The following is a 19,587-nucleotide window of genomic DNA, read 5'->3' as shown; positions in this document are numbered from 1 at the left end:
GGGCGGTATGCCCCGGGCCGGCCGTTGAGGCACCGCCGAGCAGCGCAGCGGTGCGCGGATCAGGGCTCGCGACTGTTTGAGTGGAGCGCAGCGGAGCGAGTTTGAGCGAGACCCCGCGCACCGCGAGCAGCGCAGGGCAGCCGCGAAGCGGCCGGTGACGTCGGCCGGCCCGGGGCATACCGTCCACCGCCGCACCCCGGCACCTGCCCGCCCGCCCCCAACAGAAGAAAGCTAGAACACCCTCTCGGCGATCAGCACCGCGAAGAACCCGAACGCCGCCAGCAGCGTCCACTTGAGCAGGATCCAGCCGAAGCGCCGGTACTTGAGCTGCCCGGTCGCCGCATAGAAGGCGAACGAAACGCCCGCCACCAGAAGCAGCAGCAGGATGGCCGAGCGGAACAGCAGCATCGCAACCGTGCAGCGCGCCTACCAGGCGCGAGCGACTTCGGCAAAGCCCGCCGGCGCCCGCTTCTCGTCGTCGAAGGTGACGATCTCGTACGAGTCCTCGTGCGCGAGCAATTCGCGCAGCAGCTTGTTGTTGAGCGCATGGCCGGAACGGAAGGCACTGTAGGCCGCCAGCAGCGGCCTGCCGATCACGTAGAGGTCGCCCATGGCGTCGAGGATCTTGTGCTTCACGAACTCGTCGTCGTAGCGCAGTCCGCCCGCATTGAGCACCTTGGTGTCGTCCATCACGATCGCGTTGTCCAGCCCGCCGCCCAGCGCCAGGCCCCGCGACCGCATGTACTCGACGTCCTTGGTGAAACCGAAGGTGCGCGCGCGCGCGATGTCGCGGCTGTACGAGCCGCTGCCAAGGTCGAACTCCACCCGCTGGCCGGTCGAGTTGAGCACGCGGTGGTCGAAATCGATCTCGAAGCGGAGCTTGAAGCCGTGGTAGGGCTCCAGCCGCGCCCACTTGGTATCGGCCCCCTCGCCTTCGCGCACCTCGACCGCCTTCGTCACCCGGATGAAGCGCCGCGGTGCCGCCTGCGGCTGGATGCCCGCGCTTTGCAGCAGGAAGACGAAGGACGAGGCCGAGCCGTCGAGGATCGGCACCTCGTCGGCCGTGATGTCGATCAGCAGATTGTCGATGCCCAGACCCGCGCAGGCCGACATCAGGTGCTCCACGGTCTGGACCTTGGCGCCGCCCGACGAGACGGTGGATGCCAGCCGGGTGTCGGTGACCGACTCCGCCGTCATCGCGATCTCGACCGGCTCCGGCAGGTCGACGCGGCGGAACACGATCCCGTGGTCCACCGGCCCCCCCCCCCCCCCCCCGCCTCGCTATGTCCCCGATAGCCGTCATATGGGCCTATACGGATTGATTGATGGTTCGAAAAGCGTAGCGAGCGCCCTGATGTTGCGCCGAGAAGCGCAGCCGTACTTGCGTACGGCGAGCATCGCAGGCGCAAGATCGGGGCGCGCAGTAGCTTTGCGAGCCATCAATCAGCTTGGCGGCGCAGGAAGGCGGGGATCTCGAAATCGTCCATGCCGCCCGACGACAGAGCATCCACCTTGGCCGCGGCCATCGTGCGGTTGGTACGCCACACGCTGGGCACCGCCATGCCGTCGTAGTTGGGCTGGCTGCCGGCGTGACCCACGCCGCCGCCGAGCGTCGGCACGGTGAACGGGATGTTGTCGGTGCCGGTGCGGATCACTTCGAGCGTCGGCGCCTGGCGGCGTGCGTCCTGGCGCGACAGGCCGGTCGCGACCACCGTCACGCGCATCTCGTCGCCGAGGGCGTCGTCGTAGGCGGCGCCGTAGATCACGTGCGCATCGGGCGAGGCGTAGGCGCGGATGGTGTTCATCGCGAGCTTCGATTCGCTCAGCTTGAGCGAGGACTTCGAAGCCGTCACCAGCACCAGCACGCCCTTGGCGCCCGACAGGTCGATGCCTTCGAGCAGCGGGCAGGCCACGGCCTGCTCGGCGGCAATGCGGGCGCGATCCGGGCCGCTCGCGGCCGCGGTGCCCATCATGGCCTTGCCAGGCTCGCCCATCACGGTGCGAACGTCTTCGAAGTCGACGTTCACGCCGCCGTACTCGTTGATGATTTCCGAGATACCGCCGACCGCGTTCTTGAGCACGTCGTTGGCGTGCGCAAAGGCTTCGTCCTGCGTCACGTCCTCGCCCAGCACGTCGAGCAGCTTCTCGTTCAGCACCACGATCAGCGAGTCGACATTCGCTTCGAGCTCGGCCAGGCCGGCATCGGCATTGGTCATGCGGCGGCCGCCTTCCCAGTCGAAGGGCTTGGTCACCACGCCCACGGTCAGGATGCCCATCTCCTTGGCGACGCGTGCGATCACCGGCGCCGCGCCGGTGCCGGTGCCGCCACCCATGCCGGCCGTGATGAACAGCATGTGCGCGCCCGCGATCGATTCGCGGATATCGTCGATCGCGGCTTCGGCGGCGTCGCGGCCCTTCTCGGGCTTGCTGCCGGCGCCCAGGCCGTTGGTGCCGAGCTGGATCGTCTTGTGGGCGTTGCTGCGCGACAGCGCCTGCGCGTCGGTGTTGGCGCAGACGAACTGCACGCCCTGCACGCCGCGTTCCATCATGTGCGCGACCGCGTTGCCGCCGCCGCCGCCGACGCCGATCACCTTGATCTGGGTGCCCTGGTTGAACTCTTCGATCTCGATCATTTCGATGGCCATTTTTCTGACTCCTTGAATTTGCAGTTGCCGTTTATTGATGAATGAACTTGTTGTTGTGAACCGTTGAGCGCTTCAGGGCGGAGGTCCGGTCCGCCGCCATCGCTCGTTGAAATGCAGCGGGGGGCTGCCACGCGCCAGCCAGAGTCGGTCTGTGGTCATGATCAGAAGTTCCCCACGATGAAGTCCTTGAAGCGCCCGAACGCGGTTTTCACCGAGCCGTTCTTCTGCGCCACCTTGAAGCCGCGCAGTCGTGCATAGCGTGCTTCCTCGAGCAGCCCCATCACGGTCGCGGCACGCGGTTGCGCAACCATGTCGGACAGCGCGCTCGAGTACTTCGGAATGCCGCGCCGCACCGGCTTCAGGAAGATGTCCTCGCCGAGCTCGACCATGCCGGGCATCACGGCGCTGCCGCCGGTCAGCACCACGCCGGACGACAGCACCTCCTCGTAGCCCGACTCGCGCACCACCTGCTGCACCAGCGAAAAGATCTCCTCGATGCGCGGCTCGATCACGCCGGCCAGCGCCTGCTTGCTCAGCATGCGCGGGCCGCGGTCGCCAAGCCCCGGCACCTCGACCTGCGTGTCGGGATCGGCCAGCAGCTGCTTGGCATAGCCGTGCTCGACCTTGATGTCCTCGGCATCCTTGGTCGGCGTGCGCAGCGCCATCGCGATGTCGCTGGTGATCAGGTCGCCGGCGATCGGGATCACGGCCGTGTGGCGGATCGCACCGTTGGTGAAGATCGCCACGTCGGTGGTGCCGGCACCGATGTCGACCAGCACCACGCCGAGCTCGCGCTCGTCCTCGGTCAGCACCGCCAGGCTGGAGGCCAGCGGGTTCAGCATCAGCTGGTCGACCTCGAGGCCGCAGCGGCGCACGCACTTGATGATGTTCTCGGCCGCGCTCTGGGCGCCGGTCACGATGTGCACCTTGGCCTCGAGCCGCATGCCGCTCATCCCGATCGGCTCCTTGACGTCCTGGCCGTCGATCACGAACTCCTGCGGCTCGACCAGCAAGAGGCGCTGGTCGCTCGAGATGTTGATCGCGCGCGCGGTTTCCACCACGCGGGCGACGTCGGCCGGCGTGACTTCCTTGTCCTTGACCGCCACCATGCCGCTCGAATTGATGCCGCGGATGTGGCTGCCGGTGATACCGGTGTAGACGCGGCTGATCTTGCAGTCGGCCATCAGCTCGGCCTCCTTGAGCGCCTGCTGGATGCTCTGGACCGTGGCGTCGATGTTGACCACCACGCCGCGCTTGAGCCCGTTGCTCGGCGCAATGCCCAGGCCGGCCAGCTTGAGCTCGCCGTTGGGCAGCACCTCGGCCACCACCGCCATCACCTTGGCGGTGCCGATGTCGAGACCGACAACGAGATCTTTGTACTCTTTGGACATGAAGCTTCCTCTGTTCGCTCGCTCTATTTTTTCTTCGGGTCGGCAACGACCGTCGTCACGCCACGCAGCCGCAGCGCGTAGCCCTCGTTGTGCCGCAGGTCGGCACCCTCCACCGACGCGACCGTGCGCCCGTACTGACCCGCCACCGGCGTCACGGTGCGCAGGAATCGCTGCGTGCGGATCACCACCTCCTCGCCCTGCCCGCGCCCGAGTTCCAGCACGGCGCCGGTGTCAAGCAGCGCGCGCCAGCTGCCGCGGCTGGTCAGCGTGAGCTGGTCGATGCCGAGGTCGTAGGGCTGGAACAGCGGCGCCAGCACGCGGTACATGCCCAGCACCTGGCCGGCCTGCTCGGCCGGGCCGTCCAGCCGCGGCAGGTTGTCGTCGACCTCGGCCACGTTGGCCTCGAAGACCTCGCCGAAGCCGTTGATCAGCTTCGAGCCGGCCTCGTCGCCCCAGTGCGCCACCGGCACGTGCTCGGTCAGCGTGGCGCGCAGCTTGTTCGGGAACTCGCGCCTCACCACGGCCTTGCGCACCCAGGGCACCGACTCGAAGGCGGTGCGCGCGCGGGCCAGGTCGACCGTGAAGAAGTTGCCCGCCAATTGCGGCGCCACGTTGGCGCGCAGCGTGACCGCGTTGTTGTGCGTGACCTCGCCGTCGACCTTGATGCCGGCCAGCGGGAAGAAAGGCTGACGCAGTACCCACCAGGCGCCCGCCGCCAGCAGCATGACCGCGAACAGCGCGAACACGAGGGTCGCGAGCACGTTCATGAGCTTGACGTCGAAGGGCACGGGGAGGCTGCGTGTCATGGCGTGGCGGCGCCTCCAGGCGTTCCGGAATCCAGCGTGGCGGTCGCCAGCACACGCAGGCACAGATCCTCGTAGGCGATGCCGGCGGCCCGGGCCGACATCGGCACCAGCGAGTGGCTGGTCATGCCCGGCGAGGTGTTCATCTCGAGCAGGAAGGGCTTGCGGTCGCTGGCGCGGATCATCAGGTCGGCGCGGCCCCAGCCGCGGCAGCCGAGCTGGTGGTAGGCGGCCAGCGAGATGCGGCGGATCTCGTGCTCCTCGGCTTCCGGCAGGCCGCTCGGGCAGTGGTACTTCACGTCGTCGGTGAAGTACTTGTTCTGGTAGTCGTAGGCGCCTTCGGGCGCGGCGATGCGCACCACCGGCAGCGCCACGGCATCGAGGCCGCTGCCCAGCACGGCGCAGGTGACTTCCTCTCCCTCGATGAATTCCTCGCACAGCACGTCGGCGTCGTAGCGCACCGCGAGGGCGACCGCATCCTGCATCTGCGAGTAGCCCTGCACCTTGGTGACGCCGATGGAAGAACCTTCGCGCGGAGGCTTCACGATCAGTGGCAGGCCCAGCACGTCGGGCACGGCGTTGATCTGCTCGCGGCTCTGCTGGTCGAAGGCCAGCCGTACGTAGCGCGGCGTGGGCAGGTCGTCGGCCTGCCAGATGCGCTTGGTCATGACCTTGTCCATCGCCACGCTCGAGGCCATCACCCCGGAGCCGGTGTAGGGAATGCCGAGCAGCTCGAGCGCGCCCTGCACCGTGCCGTCCTCGCCGTGGCGGCCATGCAGCACCACGAAGCAGCGCGCGAAGCCCTCGCGCTTGAGTTCGGCCAGATCGCGCTCGGCCGGGTCGAAGGCATGCGCATCGACGCCGCGCGAACGCAGCGCCTCGAGCACGCCGCGGCCCGACATCAGCGAGATCTCGCGCTCGGCCGAACTGCCGCCGAACAGCACCGCCACCTTGCCGAAGGCCTTCGGATCCACGACGCTCACAGCGCCCTCCCTTCGCGCGTGAAGCGCTCTGTTGTCTGCGGCGCCTGGGCGCCGATCTCTACCACCTTGGCGGGCACGGCACCGATCGAGCCCGCGCCCATGCAGATCACGACATCGCCCTCGCGCGCGTTGTCCAGGATCGCCTGCGGCATGGCCGCGATCTCGTCGACGAACACCGGTTCGACCTTGCCCGCGACGCGCAGCGCGCGCGCCAGCGAACGGCCGTCGGCGGCCACGATCGGCGCCTCGCCGGCGGCATAGACCTCGCCCAGCAGCACCGCATCGGCCTGGCCGATCACCTTGACGAAATCCTCGAAGCAGTCGCGGGTGCGTGTGAAGCGGTGCGGCTGGAAGGCCAGCACCAGGCGCCGGCCCGGAAAGGCGCCGCGCGCCGCGGCGATGGTGGCCGCCATCTCGACCGGGTGGTGCCCATAGTCGTCGATCAGCGTGAAATGTCCCGTGCGGGCGCCGGCCAGCGGCACCTCGCCATAGCGCTGGAAGCGCCGACCCACGCCCTTGAAGTCCGCCAGGCCGCGCTGCACCGCCTCGTCGGGCACGTTGAGTTCGACCGCCACCGCGATCACCGACAACGCATTGCGCACGTTGTGCTCGCCCGGCAGGTTCAGCACGATGTCCAGGTCGGGCAGCGTGACGCCGTTGCGGCGCTGCGCCGTGAAATGCATCTGCGAACCGACCGCGCGCACGTTGACCGCGCGCACCTGCGCGCCTTCGTCGAAGCCGTAGCTCGTGACCGGGCAGGACACCTCGGTCACGATCTCGCGCACCGCGGCGTCGTCGGTGCACAGGATCGCGACGCCATAGAAAGGCATGCGGTGCAGGAAGTCGACGAAGGCCTTCTTGAGCTTCGCGAAGTCGTGCCCGTAGGTCTCCATGTGGTCGGCGTCGATGTTCGTCACCACCGCCATCACCGGCAGCAGGTTCAGGAACGAGGCGTCGGATTCGTCGGCCTCCACCACGATGTAGTCGCCGCTGCCGAGCTGCGCGTTGGCGCCGGCGCTGTTGAGCCGGCCGCCGATCACGAAGGTCGGGTCGAGCCCGGCGGCCGCGAGCACGCTCGCCACCAGGCTGGTGGTGGTGGTCTTGCCGTGCGTGCCGGCGATCGCGATGCCCTGCTTGAGCCGCATCAACTCGGCCAGCATCATCGCCCGCGGCACCACCGGGATGCGCTTCTCGCGCGCCGCCACCACCTCGGGGTTCTCGGCGTTGACCGCGGTCGAGGTGACGACCGCGTCGGCACCCGCGATGTGGGCCGCATCGTGGCCGACGAAGGTCGCGATGCCGAGGCTGGCCAGGCGCTTCAGTGTCGCGCTGTCGGACAGGTCGGAACCCGAGATCGTGTAGCCGAGATTGAGCAGGACTTCGGCGATGCCGCTCATGCCCGAGCCGCCGACGCCGACGAAATGGATGTGACGAATGGCATGCTTCATACGCGACCTCCATCCATCGACGCTTGCAGCACAACGGCAAGCGCAGCGAAGCCTGTTCGGGAGATGCCGCGGAACCGGCTTTGCCGGGCCGCTGGCGTCGCCCCCTTGAGGGGGGAGGCGGCTACACGAAGTGAGCAAGCAACGAGGGTGGGCATCACTTCGCAAGCTCCTCGCAAGCGCGGACGACATGGTCGACCGCTTCGGTTTTCTGCATCATCTTGGCCTTCACGGCGCGTTCCATGAGCGCAGCGCGCCCGGTCTTCTGTAGCAAATCAGCCAGCAATTCAGGTGTCAGTTCGGTTTGTTGAACGAGCCAGCCGCCGCCCGCGTCGACAAGGAAGCGGGCATTGGTGGTCTGGTGGTCGTCCACGGCGGAAGGAAAAGGCACGAACAGCGCTGCTGCGCCGACGGCCGCGATTTCGGTGACGGTGCTGGCACCGGCGCGCGCGACGATCAGGTCGGCGTCGGCGTAGGCCTGCGCCGTGTCCTCGATGAAGGGCGTGAGCACGCCTTCGACCCCGGCGGCCGCGTAGTTGGCGCGCAGTTCGTCGATCTGCTTGGCGCCGCTCTGGTGGGTGACCTGCGGGCGCTGCGCCGGTGCGATCAGGGCCAGCGCCTTCGGCACCACGGCGTTGAGCGCCCGCGCGCCGAGGCTGCCGCCCACCACCAGCAGCCTGAGCGGGCCGCCGCGGCCGGCGAAGCGCGTGGCCGGGTCGAGCTGCGACAGGAAGGCGGCGCGCAGCGGATTGCCGACCCATTGCGCCTTCTTGAGGACGTCGGGGAAGGCCGTGAAGACGCGGTCCGCGACGCGCGCGAGCACCTTGTTGGCAAGCCCGGCCACCGAGTTCTGCTCGTGCAGCACCAGCGGCTTGCCCAGCAGCACGCTCATCATGCCGCCCGGGAAGGTGATGTAGCCGCCGAGGCCGACGACCACGTCGGGTCGCACGCGGCGCACCACGGCGATGCTCTGCAGGAAGGCGCGCAAGAGGCGCATCGGCAGCAGCACCAGCGTGAGCGGGCCCTTGCCACGCACGCCGCCGAACTGAACCGGCTCGAACGCGAAGCCGCGCGGCGGCACCAGCTTTTCTTCCATGCTGCCGGGCGCGCCCAGCCAGTGGACGCGCCAGCCGCGCTCGCGCAGGGCTTCGGCCACTGCCAGCCCCGGGAAGATGTGGCCGCCGGTACCGCCGGCCATGACCAGTGCTGTCCTGCTCATTGGGAACCTCCGTGCATCCGCACTTCGGTATTCGCCTTGGGAGCGGCCCGGCGGCTCATACGCGGCCTCCGCGCATGAGAACGCGGTTCTCGTAGTCGATGCGCAGCACCACCGCCAGCGCCACCACGTTCATCAGGATCGCCGAGCCGCCGAAGCTCATCAGCGGCAAGGTCAGGCCCTTGGTCGGCAGCGCGCCCAGGTTCACGCCCATGTTGATGAAGGTCTGGAAGCCGATCCAGATGCCGATGCCCTGCGCCACCAGGCCCGCGAACACGCGGTCGAGCGCGATCGCCTGGCGGCCGATGTGCATGATCCGGCGCGTAAGCCAGAGGAACAGGCCGATGGCGAGCAGCACGCCGACCAGGCCGAACTCCTCGCCGATCACGGCCAGCAGGAAGTCGGTGTGGGCTTCGGGCAGCCAGTGCAGTTTCTCGACGCTGCCGCCGAGCCCAACGCCGAAGACCTCGCCGCGGCCGATCGCGATCAGCGAATGCGAGAGCTGGTAGCCCTTGCCGAGCGCATGCTCCTCGCTCCACGGATCGAGGTAGGCGAAGATCCGCTCGCGCCGCCACGGGCTGGTGGCCACGATGGTGCCGAAGGCCGCCACCACCAGCGCCGCGATGACGAAGAACATGCGCGCGTTGACGCCGCCCAGGAAGAGGATGCCCATCGCGATCACCGCGATCACCATGAAGGCGCCCATGTCGGGCTCGGCCATCACCAGCATGCCGACCACCACCACCGCGATGCCCATCGGCAGCACGGCGCGGAAGAAGCGCTCCTTGATCTCCATCTTGCGCACCATGTAGCTGGCGGCGTAGAGCACCATCGCGAGCTTGGCCAGCTCCGAGGGCTGGAAGCGCATGAAGCCCAGCGGCAGCCAGCGGCGGGCGCCGTTGACGTTGATGCCGATGTGCGGGATCAGCACCGCGACCAGCAGCAGCAGCGAGGCGACGAAAAGCCAGGGCGCGGCGCGCTCCCAGGTCTTCATCGGCACCTGGAAGGCCAGCAGACCGGCGATCGCCGCGATCACCAGCGAGGCCGCATGGCGCGTGAGGAAGAAGGTCGAGCTGTAGCCGGCGCGCGCGAAGCGCGGGCTGTCCGACAGCGCGATCGAGGCCGAATAGACCATCACCAGGCCCCAGGCCAGCAACGCCACCGTGACCCAGACCAACGCCTGATCGAAGCCCAGCACGCGCACCGGCGCCGCCTTGGTCTGCGTCATGCCGGCGTTGCCGAGCCGCACCGGCAGATGCATGGGCAAGGCGTCGATGCCGCTCTTGGCGCGACTGAACCAGCCGCCGAAGCGGCCGGCCTTGTTGGGCGTGGCGGCGGTCGCGGTGGTCATGCCGCCCCCTCCCCGGAGTCCGCCGGCCCATCGGCGAGCGCCTGCACGGCCTCGCAGAACACCTCGGCGCGATGCGCGTAATCCTTGAACATGTCGAAGCTGGCACAGGCGGGCGACAGCAGCACCGCATCGCCCGGATGGGCGCGTCCGGCCGCCACCGTCACGGCCTCGGGCAGCGAGGCCGCCGCCAGCAGCGGGATGCCGGTGGCGGCCAGCGCGGCTTCGATCAAAGGCGCGTCGCGGCCGATCAGCACCACCGCACGGGCGTACTGGCGCACCGGTGCGGCCAACGGCCCGAAGTCCTGGCCCTTGCCCTCGCCGCCGAGGATCACGACGACCCGGCGCTCCTCGCCCAGGCCGACGAGCGCCGCAACGGTCGCGCCGACGTTGGTCCCCTTGCTGTCGTCGAAGTATTCGACATCGCCGACGATCGACACCGGTTCGACGCGGTGCGGCTCACCGCGGTACTCGCGCAGGCCGTAGAGCATCGGCGCCAGCTGGCAGCCCGCCGCGGTGGCCAGCGCCAGCGCGGCCAGCGCATTGAGCGCGTTGTGGCGGCCGCGGATGCGCAGCGCATCGGCGGGCATCAGGCGCTGGATGTGGATCTCTTCTTCCTCGATCGCGGCGCCGCGCTTGCGCTTCTGGGTCTCGTCGGCTTCCAGCGCGCGAACCAGCCAGGCCATGCCGTTGAGCCGCTCGAGGCCGTAGTCGCCCGGGCGCAGCGGCATCGCGGCGCCGAACGTGACGACGCTGCGCGCCACCTGGCCCTTGGCCAGCTTGACCGGCGCCGGCCGCATCGCCATGACGGCGTCGTCCTCGCGGTTGAGAACCATCGCACCCCGCGTGCCGAAAATGCGCGCCTTGGCTGCCGCGTAGGCCGCCATGTCGCCGTGCCAGTCGAGGTGGTCCTGCGACAGGTTCAGCACCGTGGCGGCGGTCGGCTCGAAGCCCTGCACGCCGTCGAGCTGGAAGCTCGACAGCTCGAGCACCCAGACCTGGGGCAGGTCGTCCGCGTCCATGCGGGCCGCCAGCGTGTCGAGCAGCGTCGGACCGATGTTGCCGGCCACGGCCACCGTCTTGCCCGCGCGCTCGACCAGCTGGCCGGTCAGCGCAGTCACGGTCGTCTTGCCGTTGGTGCCGGTGATGGCGAGCACGGCCGGCGTGTAGCCCCGGGGCGGCGGCGGTGCGACCACGACTTGCGGCAGCGGCGTGAAGGAATCGTCGTCGTCGTCGGGCAGCGAAGCGGCAACCGCCGCCGGCGGCTCGGCTTCGTCGAGCGGGGATGCTTCGGCGATCGGCGCGTGCGGTTCGAACGCACGCGCCGGGTCTTCCGATTCCGGCAGCGGCTCATCGACCGGCTCCGGCGGCGGCGCCTCGACGGCATCGGCCGCCGGCGCGGGTTCTGCCGCCTCGGCCTCCTCGACCGCATCGGCGACCTCGACCGTGCGCAGGTCCGCCAGCGCACGCGCGAACAGGTCCAGCTCGCCACCGACCGGCAGGCCCATCGCCCGCGCCGCATCGAGCACCACCGCCACCGATGCCGGCGACAGCCCCGGCGAGCGATAGACCGCGCGCACCGGCGTGCCTTCGACCAGCGAGGCCGACAGGGGGCCGCCGACGAACACCGCATCGGGCAGCTCCGCGCGCAGCGTCGCCAGCTGCGGCGGCGCCTCGCGGGTATCGGCCACCGTGAGCACCGCGCCATGGCGCGCGCACCAGCGCGCCATGGCCAGGCCGGACGCGCCGAGGCCCAGGATCAGGACGTGGAGGTCTTTCAGATGCCGCATGGTGTCAACGCAGCTTCAGGGTGGAAAGACCCACGAGGCACAGCAGCATCGTGATGATCCAGAAGCGGACCACGACCTGCGTCTCGCGCCAGCCGCTCTTTTCGAAATGATGGTGCAGCGGCGCCATCTTGAGCACGCGCCGGCCTTCGCCGAAGCGCTTCTTGGTGTACTTGAAGTAGCTGACCTGCGCCATCACCGAGATCGCCTCGACCACGAAGATGCCGCCCATGATGAAGAACACGATCTCCTGCCGCACGATGACCGCGATGGTGCCCAGCGCGCCGCCGAGCGCGAGCGCGCCCACGTCGCCCATGAAGACTTGCGCCGGATGGGTGTTGAACCACAGGAACGCGAGCCCCGCGCCGGCCATCGCCGAGCAGAACACCAGCAGTTCGCCCGAGCCCGGGATGTGGGGAAAGAGCAGGTAGCGCGAATACACCGCGCTGCCCGTGACGTAGGCGAACACCCCCAGCGCCGAGCCCACCATCACGACCGGCATGATCGCCAGGCCGTCGAGCCCGTCGGTGAGGTTCACCGCATTGCTCGCGCCGACGATCACCAGGTAGGTCAGGATCACGAAGCCGATGCCGCCGAGCGGATAGCTCACTTCCTTGAAGAAGGGCACCAGCAGGTTGATCTTGGGCGGGAAGTCGAGATCGAAGCCCGAGCGCACCCAGGCGTAGAACAGCTCGAGCACCCGCCAGTTGGAGCTCTCGGAAATGCTGAACAGCAGGTAGAAGCCAGCCACCAGGCCGACCACCGATTGCCAGAAGTACTTCTCGCGCGAGCGCATGCCTTCGGGGTCCTTGCGCACCACCTTGCGCCAGTCGTCGACCCAGCCGATGGCGCCGAAGCCCAGCGTGACCCACAGCACGATCCAGACGAAGCGGTTCGAGAGGTCGAACCACAGCAGCGTCGAGAACGCGATCGAGAACAGCACCAGCACGCCGCCCATGGTCGGCGTGCCGCTCTTGGTCAGGTGCGTGTCCATGCCGTAGCCGCGCACCGGCTGGCCGATCTTGAGCGCGCTCAGGCGCCGGATCACGTAGGGTCCCGCCGCCAGGCCGAGCAGCAATGCGGTCAGCGCCGCCATCAGCGCACGGAAGGTCAGGTACTGGAAGACGCGCAGGAATCCGAACTCCGGCGACAGGCCTTGCAGCCACGTGGCGAGGCTCAGCAGCATGGGCTGAACCTCGACGGGAAATGATTCATCTGCGAACAGGCCTCGATGCGCAACTCATGCGGCATGACCGGCCTCCTTGTCTTGTGGTTGTGATTCGGCCCAGCCGGCGACGGCCTGGACCACGCGCTCCATCTGCATGAAGCGCGAGCCCTTCACCAGCACGCTGGCGGCCCGGGGCAGCTGCGCGCGGACGGCGGCGTTGAGCGAATCGATGTCCTCGAAATGCCGGCCCTCGCCCATGCCGGGGCCGGCGCCGCCCTGGAAGGCAGCGATGCTGTGCGCCGATTCGCGGCCGAGCGCGAACACGGTCTCGATGCCGCGCTCGCGCGCCCGGGCGCCGACCTCGGCATGGAAGCGCGGGCCCTGGTCGCCGACCTCGCCCATGTCGCCGAGCACCAGCAGGCGCGGGCCGGGCAGACCGGCGAGGACGTCGATCGCAGCCAGCATCGAATCGGGATTGGCGTTGTAGGTGTCGTCGACCAGCGTGATCGAGCGCGGGCCCGCCAACCGCAGCTCGCTGGCCTTGGAACGGCCCTTGACCGGCTCGAAGGCGGTCAGCCCGTCGGTGATGCGGTCCAGCGAAACCCCGCTGGCGAGGCCGCTGGCGATCGCCGCCAGCGCGTTGACGACGTTGTGGCGGCCGGCGATGCGCAGCGCAAAGCCCAGATCGCCCAGCGGCGTGCGGGCCTGGACCTGCCAGGCACCGTGACCCCATTCGGCGGACACCAGCGAGATGTCCGCGCCGGGCTGCTCGCCGAAGGTCAGGCAGCGGCGCGAGGCGCCGCGGCGCGCGATCTCGTTCCACAGCGGCGTGAATTCGTCCGCATAGGGGAAGACGGCCGTGCCCTGAGGCGGCAGCGCCTCGAAGACCGCCGCGTTCTCGCGCGCCACCGCCTCGACCGTGGCCATGAATTCCTGATGCTCGCGCTGCGCGTTGTTGACCAGCGCGATGGTGGGCCGCGCGATCCGCGCCAGGCGCGCGATCTCGCCCGGATGATTCATGCCGAGCTCGACCACCGCGCGCTGGTGCCGCGCGCGCAAGCGCAGCAGTGTCAGCGGCACACCGATCTCGTTGTTGAAATTGCCGGCCGTGGCCAGCCCGCCGTCGCCGCAGGCGGCACGCAGGATCGAGGCAATCATCTGCGTCACGGTGGTCTTGCCGTTGCTGCCGGTGACCGCGATCAGCGGCAGCTCGAACTGCGCGCGCCAGCCCGCCGCCAGCGCGCCGAGGGCGGCCAGGCTGTCGGGCACCTCGAGTCCGGGCAGGCCGGCCTCGGCCAGGCCGCCGTGCGCGATCGCCGCCACCGCGCCGCGCGCCCGGGCGTCGGCCAGGAAAGCGTTGGCGTCGAAGCGTTCGCCCTTCAAGGCGACGAACAGATCGCCGGCCGCGAGCGTGCGCGTGTCGGTATGCACCCGCTGGATCGGCGTGGCGAGGTCGCCGACCGGCCGGGCGCCGGGCACCCAGGCCAGGGCCTGGGCCAGCGTCATCATCGGCACCGGGACGGGCATCCCGGACACTTCGCTCATGCTGCGCTCCTTCGCGTCAGCGCATCGATCGCATGCGTCCGGTCCGAGAACGCGATGCGCTCGCCCCCGATCTCCTGCCAGGCCTCGTGGCCGCGGCCCGCGAGCAGCACCACGTCCTCAGGCCGCGCCTGGGCCAGCGTCTCGGCAATCGCGCGGGCGCGGTCGGGCTCGACATGGGCCGCTTCAGGGCGCGCCAGCCCCCGCAGGATCTGGCTGATGATCGCCGCGGGCTTTTCGCTGCGCGGGTTGTCGCTGGTCACGACCACGCGGTCGGCCTGCGTCTCGGCCACCGCGGCCATCATGGGCCGCTTGGCGCTGTCGCGGTCGCCGCCGCAGCCGAACAGGCACCACAGCGCGCCGCCGCGCTGACGGGCCAGCGGGCGCAGGCCGGCCAGCGCCTTGTCGAGCGCATCCGGCGTGTGGGCATAGTCGACCACCGCGAGCGGCTGGCCGGGCAGGGTCAGGCGCTCCATGCGGCCCGGCACGCTGTCCAGGCCGGCGCAGGCCGCCACCGCCTCTTCGAGCGACAGGCCCAGGGCGCGCAGCGCGCCCAGCACGCCCAGCAGGTTGGCGACGTTGTACTGCCCGATCAGCGAGGTCGCGAGTCGCTGCACCGGCGCGCCCCGCTCCACCACCGTGAAATGCAGCCCCTGGTCGTCGTAGCCGATGTCCCGTGCCACCAGCCTGGCCGGCGCGCCGTCCGCCGACACCGTCCAGACGTCGAGCGCGCCGACACCGGTCTCGACCATGTTGGCGAGCAGCGAGGCGCCATGCACGTCGTCGATGTTGATCACCGCGGCGCGCAGCCCGGGCCAGCGGAACAGCTCGACCTTGGCCTGCCAGTAGGCGTCCATGCTGCCGTGGTAGTCCAGGTGGTCCTGGGTGAAATTGGTGAACACCGCGACGCCGATCCGGGTGCCGTCGAGCCGCCGCTCGGCGATGCCGATCGACGAGGCCTCGATCGCGCAGGCGCCGAAGCCGCGGTCGGCGAAGCCGCGCAGCTCGCGCTGCAGCAGCACCGGGTCGGGCGTGGTGAGCCCGGTGTAGGTGAGTTCGGGCGGCACGCCGACTCCCAGCGTGCCGACCACGGCGCAAGGCGAGCGCAGAGCCTGCGCGGCCCGCGACGACAGCGCCTGGGCCAGCCACCAGGCGGTCGAGGTCTTGCCGTTGGTGCCCGTGACCGCCAGCACCTCCAGCGCCTCCGAGGGCGCGTCGTAGAAGGCCGCGGCGATCGGACCGGTCGCGGCCTTCAGGCCGGCGTAGGTGGCGATCGCCTCGCTGTCGAAGCCGAAGGCCTCGCTGCCCTCGCGCTCCACCAGGCAGGCGGCGGCGCCCTGCGCCAGAGCGGCGGCGACGAAACGCCGGCCATCGGTGGCCGCACCGGGCCAGGCGATGAAACCGTCGCCCGCGCCCACCGGACGGCTGTCGGCGTGCAGCACGCCGCGCACGCGGGACTTCAGCCAGGCGGCGGCTTCGGCGGGGCTGTGCAGCTTCGCGATCATCAGAAACTCTCTTCCACACCCTTGGTCACGACCAGGGGTTTGACTGCCAGATCGGGCGCCACGTTCATCATGCGCAGGGTCTGCTGCACGACTTCGCTGAACACCGGCGCCGCCACCAGGCCGCCGAAGTACTGGCCGTTGCTCGGCTCGTCGATCATCACGGCGACGATGATGCGCGGCTTGTCGATCGGCGCCATGCCGGTGAACCAGGCGCGGTACTGCCTGCTGGCATAGCCCTTGCCGACCTGCTTGTGCGCGGTGCCGGACTTGCCGCCCACCGAGTAGCCGATGGTTTGCGCCAGCGGACCGGTGCCTCCCGGGCCGGCGGCCATCTGGAGCATCTTGCGCACCGCGAGCGCGTTCTGGGCCGAAAACACCTTGACGCCGACCGCCGGCTCGGGGCTCTTGAGGATGGTCGCCGGGATGATGTCGCCGTCGTGCGCGAAGGCGGTATACGAATGCGCCATCTGGAACAGCGAGGCCGACAGGCCGTAACCGTAGGCCATCGTGGCCTGCTCGACCGGCTTCCACGACTTCCAGGGCCGCAGGCGGCCGGTGACCGCGCCGGGGAACTGGATCTGCGGCTTCTGGCCGTAGCCGAGTGCGGTGTAGGTGTCCCACATCTCGCGCGGCGTCATCTTCTGGGCGATCTTGAGGGCGCCGATGTTGCTCGACTTCTGGATCACGCCCTCGACCGTCAGCGAGCCGTAGTTGTGGGTGTCGCTGATCGTGAAGCCGCCGATGCTCATGCGCCCGGGCGCGGTGGTGATCACGGTCTGCGGCGTCACGCGGCCGGCCTCCAGCGCCATGCCGACCGTCACCGGCTTCATGGTCGAGCCGGGCTCGAAGGTGTCGGTCAGGGCGCGATTGCGCAGCTGCTCGCCGGTCAGGTTCTGCCGCTTGTCGGGCACGTAGCTCGGGTAGTTGGCCAGCGCCAGCACCTCGCCGGTGATGGCGTCGAGCACCACCACGCTGCCGGCCTTGGCCTTGTGCATGGTCACCGCGTCGCGCAGCTTCTGGTAGGCGAAGAACTGCACCTTGCTGTCGACGCTGAGCTGGATGTCCTTGCCGTCCACCGGCGGCACCTGCTCGCCGACGCCCTCGACCACGCGGCCGAGCCGGTCCTTGATCACGCGGCGCGAGCCGATCTTGCCGGCCAGGTCCTTGTTGAACGCGAGTTCGATGCCTTCCTGGCCGTGATCCTCCACATTGGTGAAGCCGACCACGTGCGCGGCCGACTCGCCCTCGGGGTACTGGCGCTTGTATTCCTTGCGCTGGTAGATGCCCTTGATGTTGAGCGCGGCGATCTGCTTGGCGATGGGCTCGTCGACCTGGCGCTTGATCCAGACGAAGGTCTTGTCCTCGTCTTCGAGCTTCTTGTCGAAATCCTTCAGCGGCATCTCGAGCAGCCTGGCGACCTGCTTCAGCTTGGCCCTGACCTCGGGATCGTCGCGCTCGATGTCTTCCGGAATGGCCCAGATGCTCGGCGCCACCACGCTGGAGGCCAGCAGCAGCCCGTTGCGGTCGAGGATCCGGCCCCGGTTGGCCGGCAGCTCCAGCGTGCGCGTGAAGCGCACCTCGCCCTGGCGCTGGAAGAAATCGTTGTCGAGCACCTGAACATAGGCCGCGCGGGCCGCCAGCAGCAGAAAGCCGCCGGCGATGGCCGCGACGATGAACTTGCTGCGCCAGACCGGCGTCTTGCTCGCAAGCAAGGGGCTGGTCGTGTACTGGACGCTGCGGCTGCGGCGCGCCATCAGTGCGCTCCCTTGGAAGGCGCGGCGCGCCCCGCCGGCGCGGTGGGCGCGGGCGCCACCACCGCCGGGATCACGGTCCCGTCCTGGCGCACGTACTGCGTGATGGCCGGCGTGGTGGTGCGCATCTTGAGCTGCTCCTTGGCCAGCTTCTCGACCCGCAGCGGCGTCGCCTGGGCGCGCTTTTCGACCTGCAGCCGGTCGCGGTCCAGCTCCAGGCGCCGGCCCTCGAGCTCGATGCGGTGCAGTTCGGTGAAGAGCTGGCGCGACAGGTACTGGGTGTGGACGAGGTAGACGGCCGAGCCGAGAACGGCGATCAGCAGCAGCAGGTTGAGCCGAGCCATATCAATGGCCCTCGCTCGTGCGCTCGGCCACGCGCAGGATCGCGCTGCGCGAACGCGGATTGCCGGCCACCTCGGCCTTCGAGGGCTTGATGCGCGCCAGGGCCTTGAGCTTCATCGCCTTCGGCGCGGCAAAGGGCGCGCGGCGGTCGTAGACCTCCTTCGAATGCTGGGCGATGAACTGCTTCACGATGCGGTCTTCCAGCGAATGGAAGCTGATCACCGCGAGGCGGCCCTGGGGCTGCAGCACGGTCAGGCTGGCCTCTAGCGCCTGTTGCAGCTCTTCAAGCTCGGCGTTGATGAAAATCCGAAAAGCCTGAAATGTGCGCGTTGCAGGGTTCTGGCCCGGCTCGCGGGTTTTGACCGTGCCAGCCACGAGCTCGGCCAGCTCGGCGGTGGTTGAAATTGGGCCCCGTTCTTGTCGGCGAGCAACAATCGCCTTTGCAATCTGAACAGCAAACCGTTCTTCGCCATAGTCACGAATCACCTCCGCAATCTGTTGCTGCTCGGCTGTCGCCAGCCATTCGGAAACGCTCTCGCCGCGCGTGGTGTCCATGCGCATGTCGAGCGGTCCGTCGAAACGAAAAGAAAAACCCCGTGCGGGGTTGTCGATCTGGGGAGAGCTGATGCCGAGGTCCATCAGCAGGCCGGCCACACTGGACGGCGGCAGTTCCCCCAGATCCCTGAAACCCTGGTGCCGAATGGAAAAACGCGCATCCTCGATGCGCGCTGCTTCGGCCACCGCTTCCGCGTCCTTGTCGAACGCGATCAGCCGGCCCGTCGGCCCCAGCCTGGCCAGGATGGCGCGGGCATGGCCGCCGCGCCCGAAAGTCGCGTCCACGTACGTTCCCGTGGTGTGCGACGCATCCGGAAAGAGCGCGTCCACTGCTTCCTGCAGCAGGACGGTCGTATGGGTCCATGGTTGTTCCACAGTGCGCCTCAGAACGAAAAGTCCTGGAAAACGTCGGGCATCTGCCCTTGCGTGGCCTCGGCTTCCTTGGCGTCGTAGGTCGCCTTGTCCCAGAGTTCGAAGTGGTTGCCCATGCCGAGCAGCAGCGCATCGCGCGTGATGCCGGCAGCGGCGCGCAGTTCGGGCGAGATCAGCACGCGGCCGGTGCCGTCCATCTCGACGTCCATCGCGTTGCCGAGGAAAACGCGCTTCCACCATTGTGCCGACATCGGCAGCGCGGCGATGCGCTCACGGAACTTCTCCCATTCGGGACGCGGGAACACCATCAGGCAGCCGTGCGGGTGTTTGGTGATGGTGAGATGGCCCTCGGCGGTCGCGCTCAGGACGTCACGATGCCGGGTCGGCACGGAGAGCCGCCCCTTGGCATCCAGACTGAGCGATGAAGCGCCTTGAAACACGACCACGAGACCCCGGTGATGGGAGCTGCCGCGAGGCCCGAATCAGGCCTCACTCGACACTTTTTCCCACTTAACTGCACTTTTTTGCACTGTAGCAGGAAACAACTACTGCGCAACCGGACGTCACGGGTATTTTTTGTAATGGAATCAACGACTTAGCGGTGTTTTTGCAACCGCGGAAACCCCGAATTCCGTTGCAAATGAAGCACTTAGCTCACGCAATGAAAGTAATGCAAGAGATAGCTCGCCCCCAGGTTGGGCTCACTTCGTGTAGCCCGCCCACCCCCTTCCGGG

General features: G+C 68.8%; 16 protein-coding genes and 1 pseudogene. All 17 read right to left on the bottom strand.

Translation table 11 applies throughout. From position 1 onward, the window contains the following. Positions 1–231 precede the first annotated feature (231 nt). Entirely contained in the window at positions 232–408 is a 177-nt protein-coding gene (locus tag AC1DYK_RS27295) for a hypothetical protein (RefSeq protein WP_478169142.1), read from the bottom strand. An 18-nt stretch (positions 409–426) separates the two neighbouring features. Continuing rightward, positions 427–1,251 (bottom strand): annotated as a pseudogene (lpxC, locus tag AC1DYK_RS27290) (UDP-3-O-acyl-N-acetylglucosamine deacetylase); the annotation flags it as partial. Positions 1,252–1,439: 188 nt separating this feature from the next. After that, positions 1,440–2,645: a cell division protein FtsZ gene (gene ftsZ / locus AC1DYK_RS27285; RefSeq protein WP_478090856.1), complete on the bottom strand. Its 1,206-nt coding sequence runs from the start codon at positions 2,643–2,645 to the stop codon at positions 1,440–1,442. Between the two features lie 161 nt (positions 2,646–2,806). Then, positions 2,807–4,036 (bottom strand): cell division protein FtsA, encoded by a 1,230-nt coding sequence (gene ftsA, locus AC1DYK_RS27280; protein WP_478090855.1) that lies wholly within the window; start codon positions 4,034–4,036, stop codon positions 2,807–2,809. Between the two features lie 23 nt (positions 4,037–4,059). Next, positions 4,060–4,842: a cell division protein FtsQ/DivIB gene (locus AC1DYK_RS27275; RefSeq protein WP_478169141.1), complete on the bottom strand. Its 783-nt coding sequence runs from the start codon at positions 4,840–4,842 to the stop codon at positions 4,060–4,062. Next, positions 4,839–5,822, bottom strand: a complete 984-nt coding sequence (locus AC1DYK_RS27270; protein ID WP_478169140.1) for a D-alanine--D-alanine ligase — start codon at positions 5,820–5,822, stop codon at positions 4,839–4,841. The genes AC1DYK_RS27275 and AC1DYK_RS27270 overlap by 4 nt, the downstream gene beginning before the upstream one ends. Next, positions 5,819–7,270: a UDP-N-acetylmuramate--L-alanine ligase gene (murC, locus tag AC1DYK_RS27265; RefSeq protein WP_478090852.1), complete on the bottom strand. Its 1,452-nt coding sequence runs from the start codon at positions 7,268–7,270 to the stop codon at positions 5,819–5,821. Before murC ends, AC1DYK_RS27270 begins: the two co-directional genes overlap by 4 nt. Before the next feature lie 154 nt (positions 7,271–7,424). Then, positions 7,425–8,486 (bottom strand): undecaprenyldiphospho-muramoylpentapeptide beta-N-acetylglucosaminyltransferase, encoded by a 1,062-nt coding sequence (gene murG, locus AC1DYK_RS27260; RefSeq protein ID WP_478169139.1) that lies wholly within the window; start codon positions 8,484–8,486, stop codon positions 7,425–7,427. A gap of 55 nt (positions 8,487–8,541) precedes the next feature. After that, positions 8,542–9,834: a putative lipid II flippase FtsW gene (gene ftsW / locus AC1DYK_RS27255; protein ID WP_478169138.1), complete on the bottom strand. Its 1,293-nt coding sequence runs from the start codon at positions 9,832–9,834 to the stop codon at positions 8,542–8,544. Then, positions 9,831–11,621, bottom strand: a complete 1,791-nt coding sequence (murD, locus tag AC1DYK_RS27250; RefSeq protein ID WP_478169137.1) for a UDP-N-acetylmuramoyl-L-alanine--D-glutamate ligase — start codon at positions 11,619–11,621, stop codon at positions 9,831–9,833. The genes ftsW and murD overlap by 4 nt, the downstream gene beginning before the upstream one ends. 4 nt (positions 11,622–11,625) lie before the next feature. Beyond that, positions 11,626–12,804, bottom strand: coding sequence for a phospho-N-acetylmuramoyl-pentapeptide-transferase (mraY, locus tag AC1DYK_RS27245; protein ID WP_478169136.1), 1,179 nt, complete (start codon positions 12,802–12,804; stop codon positions 11,626–11,628). A gap of 54 nt (positions 12,805–12,858) precedes the next feature. Continuing rightward, positions 12,859–14,331: a UDP-N-acetylmuramoyl-tripeptide--D-alanyl-D-alanine ligase gene (locus AC1DYK_RS27240; protein WP_478169135.1), complete on the bottom strand. Its 1,473-nt coding sequence runs from the start codon at positions 14,329–14,331 to the stop codon at positions 12,859–12,861. Beyond that, complete coding sequence (locus tag AC1DYK_RS27235; protein ID WP_478169134.1) at positions 14,328–15,833, bottom strand: UDP-N-acetylmuramoyl-L-alanyl-D-glutamate--2,6-diaminopimelate ligase; 1,506 nt, start codon at positions 15,831–15,833, stop codon at positions 14,328–14,330. Before AC1DYK_RS27235 ends, AC1DYK_RS27240 begins: the two co-directional genes overlap by 4 nt. Next, positions 15,833–17,587, bottom strand: a complete 1,755-nt coding sequence (locus AC1DYK_RS27230; RefSeq protein WP_478169133.1) for a peptidoglycan D,D-transpeptidase FtsI family protein — start codon at positions 17,585–17,587, stop codon at positions 15,833–15,835. Before AC1DYK_RS27230 ends, AC1DYK_RS27235 begins: the two co-directional genes overlap by 1 nt. Further along, a complete protein-coding gene (gene ftsL / locus AC1DYK_RS27225) occupies positions 17,587–17,928 on the bottom strand; it encodes a cell division protein FtsL (RefSeq protein ID WP_478169132.1) in 342 nt (113 codons plus the stop codon). The genes AC1DYK_RS27230 and ftsL overlap by 1 nt, the downstream gene beginning before the upstream one ends. Before the next feature lies 1 nt (position 17,929). Further along, positions 17,930–18,856 (bottom strand): 16S rRNA (cytosine(1402)-N(4))-methyltransferase RsmH, encoded by a 927-nt coding sequence (gene rsmH, locus AC1DYK_RS27220; protein WP_478169131.1) that lies wholly within the window; start codon positions 18,854–18,856, stop codon positions 17,930–17,932. Between the two features lie 8 nt (positions 18,857–18,864). Further along, on the bottom strand, positions 18,865–19,293 hold the full coding sequence (gene mraZ, locus AC1DYK_RS27215) for a division/cell wall cluster transcriptional repressor MraZ (RefSeq protein WP_478169144.1): 429 nt from the start codon (positions 19,291–19,293) through the stop codon (positions 18,865–18,867). Positions 19,294–19,587: the final 294 nt, after the last annotated feature.

The organism is Variovorax sp. P2_H12 (assembly GCF_056403395.1).
The sequence above is the reverse complement of the archived record's forward strand: the minus strand, read 5'-3'. Positions and strand labels throughout refer to the sequence as shown.

Coding starts and splice junctions, on each gene's coding strand:
- ftsW (WP_478169138.1), bottom strand. CDS start 9,834: ATGACCACCGCGACCGCCGCCACGCCCAACAAGGCCGGCCGCTTCGGC.
- AC1DYK_RS27275 (WP_478169141.1), bottom strand. CDS start 4,842: ATGACACGCAGCCTCCCCGTGCCCTTCGACGTCAAGCTCATGAACGTG.
- murD (WP_478169137.1), bottom strand. CDS start 11,621: ATGCGGCATCTGAAAGACCTCCACGTCCTGATCCTGGGCCTCGGCGCG.
- mraY (WP_478169136.1), bottom strand. CDS start 12,804: ATGCTGCTGAGCCTCGCCACGTGGCTGCAAGGCCTGTCGCCGGAGTTC.
- AC1DYK_RS27240 (WP_478169135.1), bottom strand. CDS start 14,331: ATGAGCGAAGTGTCCGGGATGCCCGTCCCGGTGCCGATGATGACGCTG.
- ftsZ (WP_478090856.1), bottom strand. CDS start 2,645: ATGGCCATCGAAATGATCGAGATCGAAGAGTTCAACCAGGGCACCCAG.
- murG (WP_478169139.1), bottom strand. CDS start 8,486: ATGAGCAGGACAGCACTGGTCATGGCCGGCGGTACCGGCGGCCACATC.
- AC1DYK_RS27230 (WP_478169133.1), bottom strand. CDS start 17,587: ATGGCGCGCCGCAGCCGCAGCGTCCAGTACACGACCAGCCCCTTGCTT.
- ftsA (WP_478090855.1), bottom strand. CDS start 4,036: ATGTCCAAAGAGTACAAAGATCTCGTTGTCGGTCTCGACATCGGCACC.
- ftsL (WP_478169132.1), bottom strand. CDS start 17,928: ATGGCTCGGCTCAACCTGCTGCTGCTGATCGCCGTTCTCGGCTCGGCC.
- AC1DYK_RS27295 (WP_478169142.1), bottom strand. CDS start 408: ATGCTGCTGTTCCGCTCGGCCATCCTGCTGCTGCTTCTGGTGGCGGGC.
- murC (WP_478090852.1), bottom strand. CDS start 7,270: ATGAAGCATGCCATTCGTCACATCCATTTCGTCGGCGTCGGCGGCTCG.
- AC1DYK_RS27235 (WP_478169134.1), bottom strand. CDS start 15,833: ATGATCGCGAAGCTGCACAGCCCCGCCGAAGCCGCCGCCTGGCTGAAG.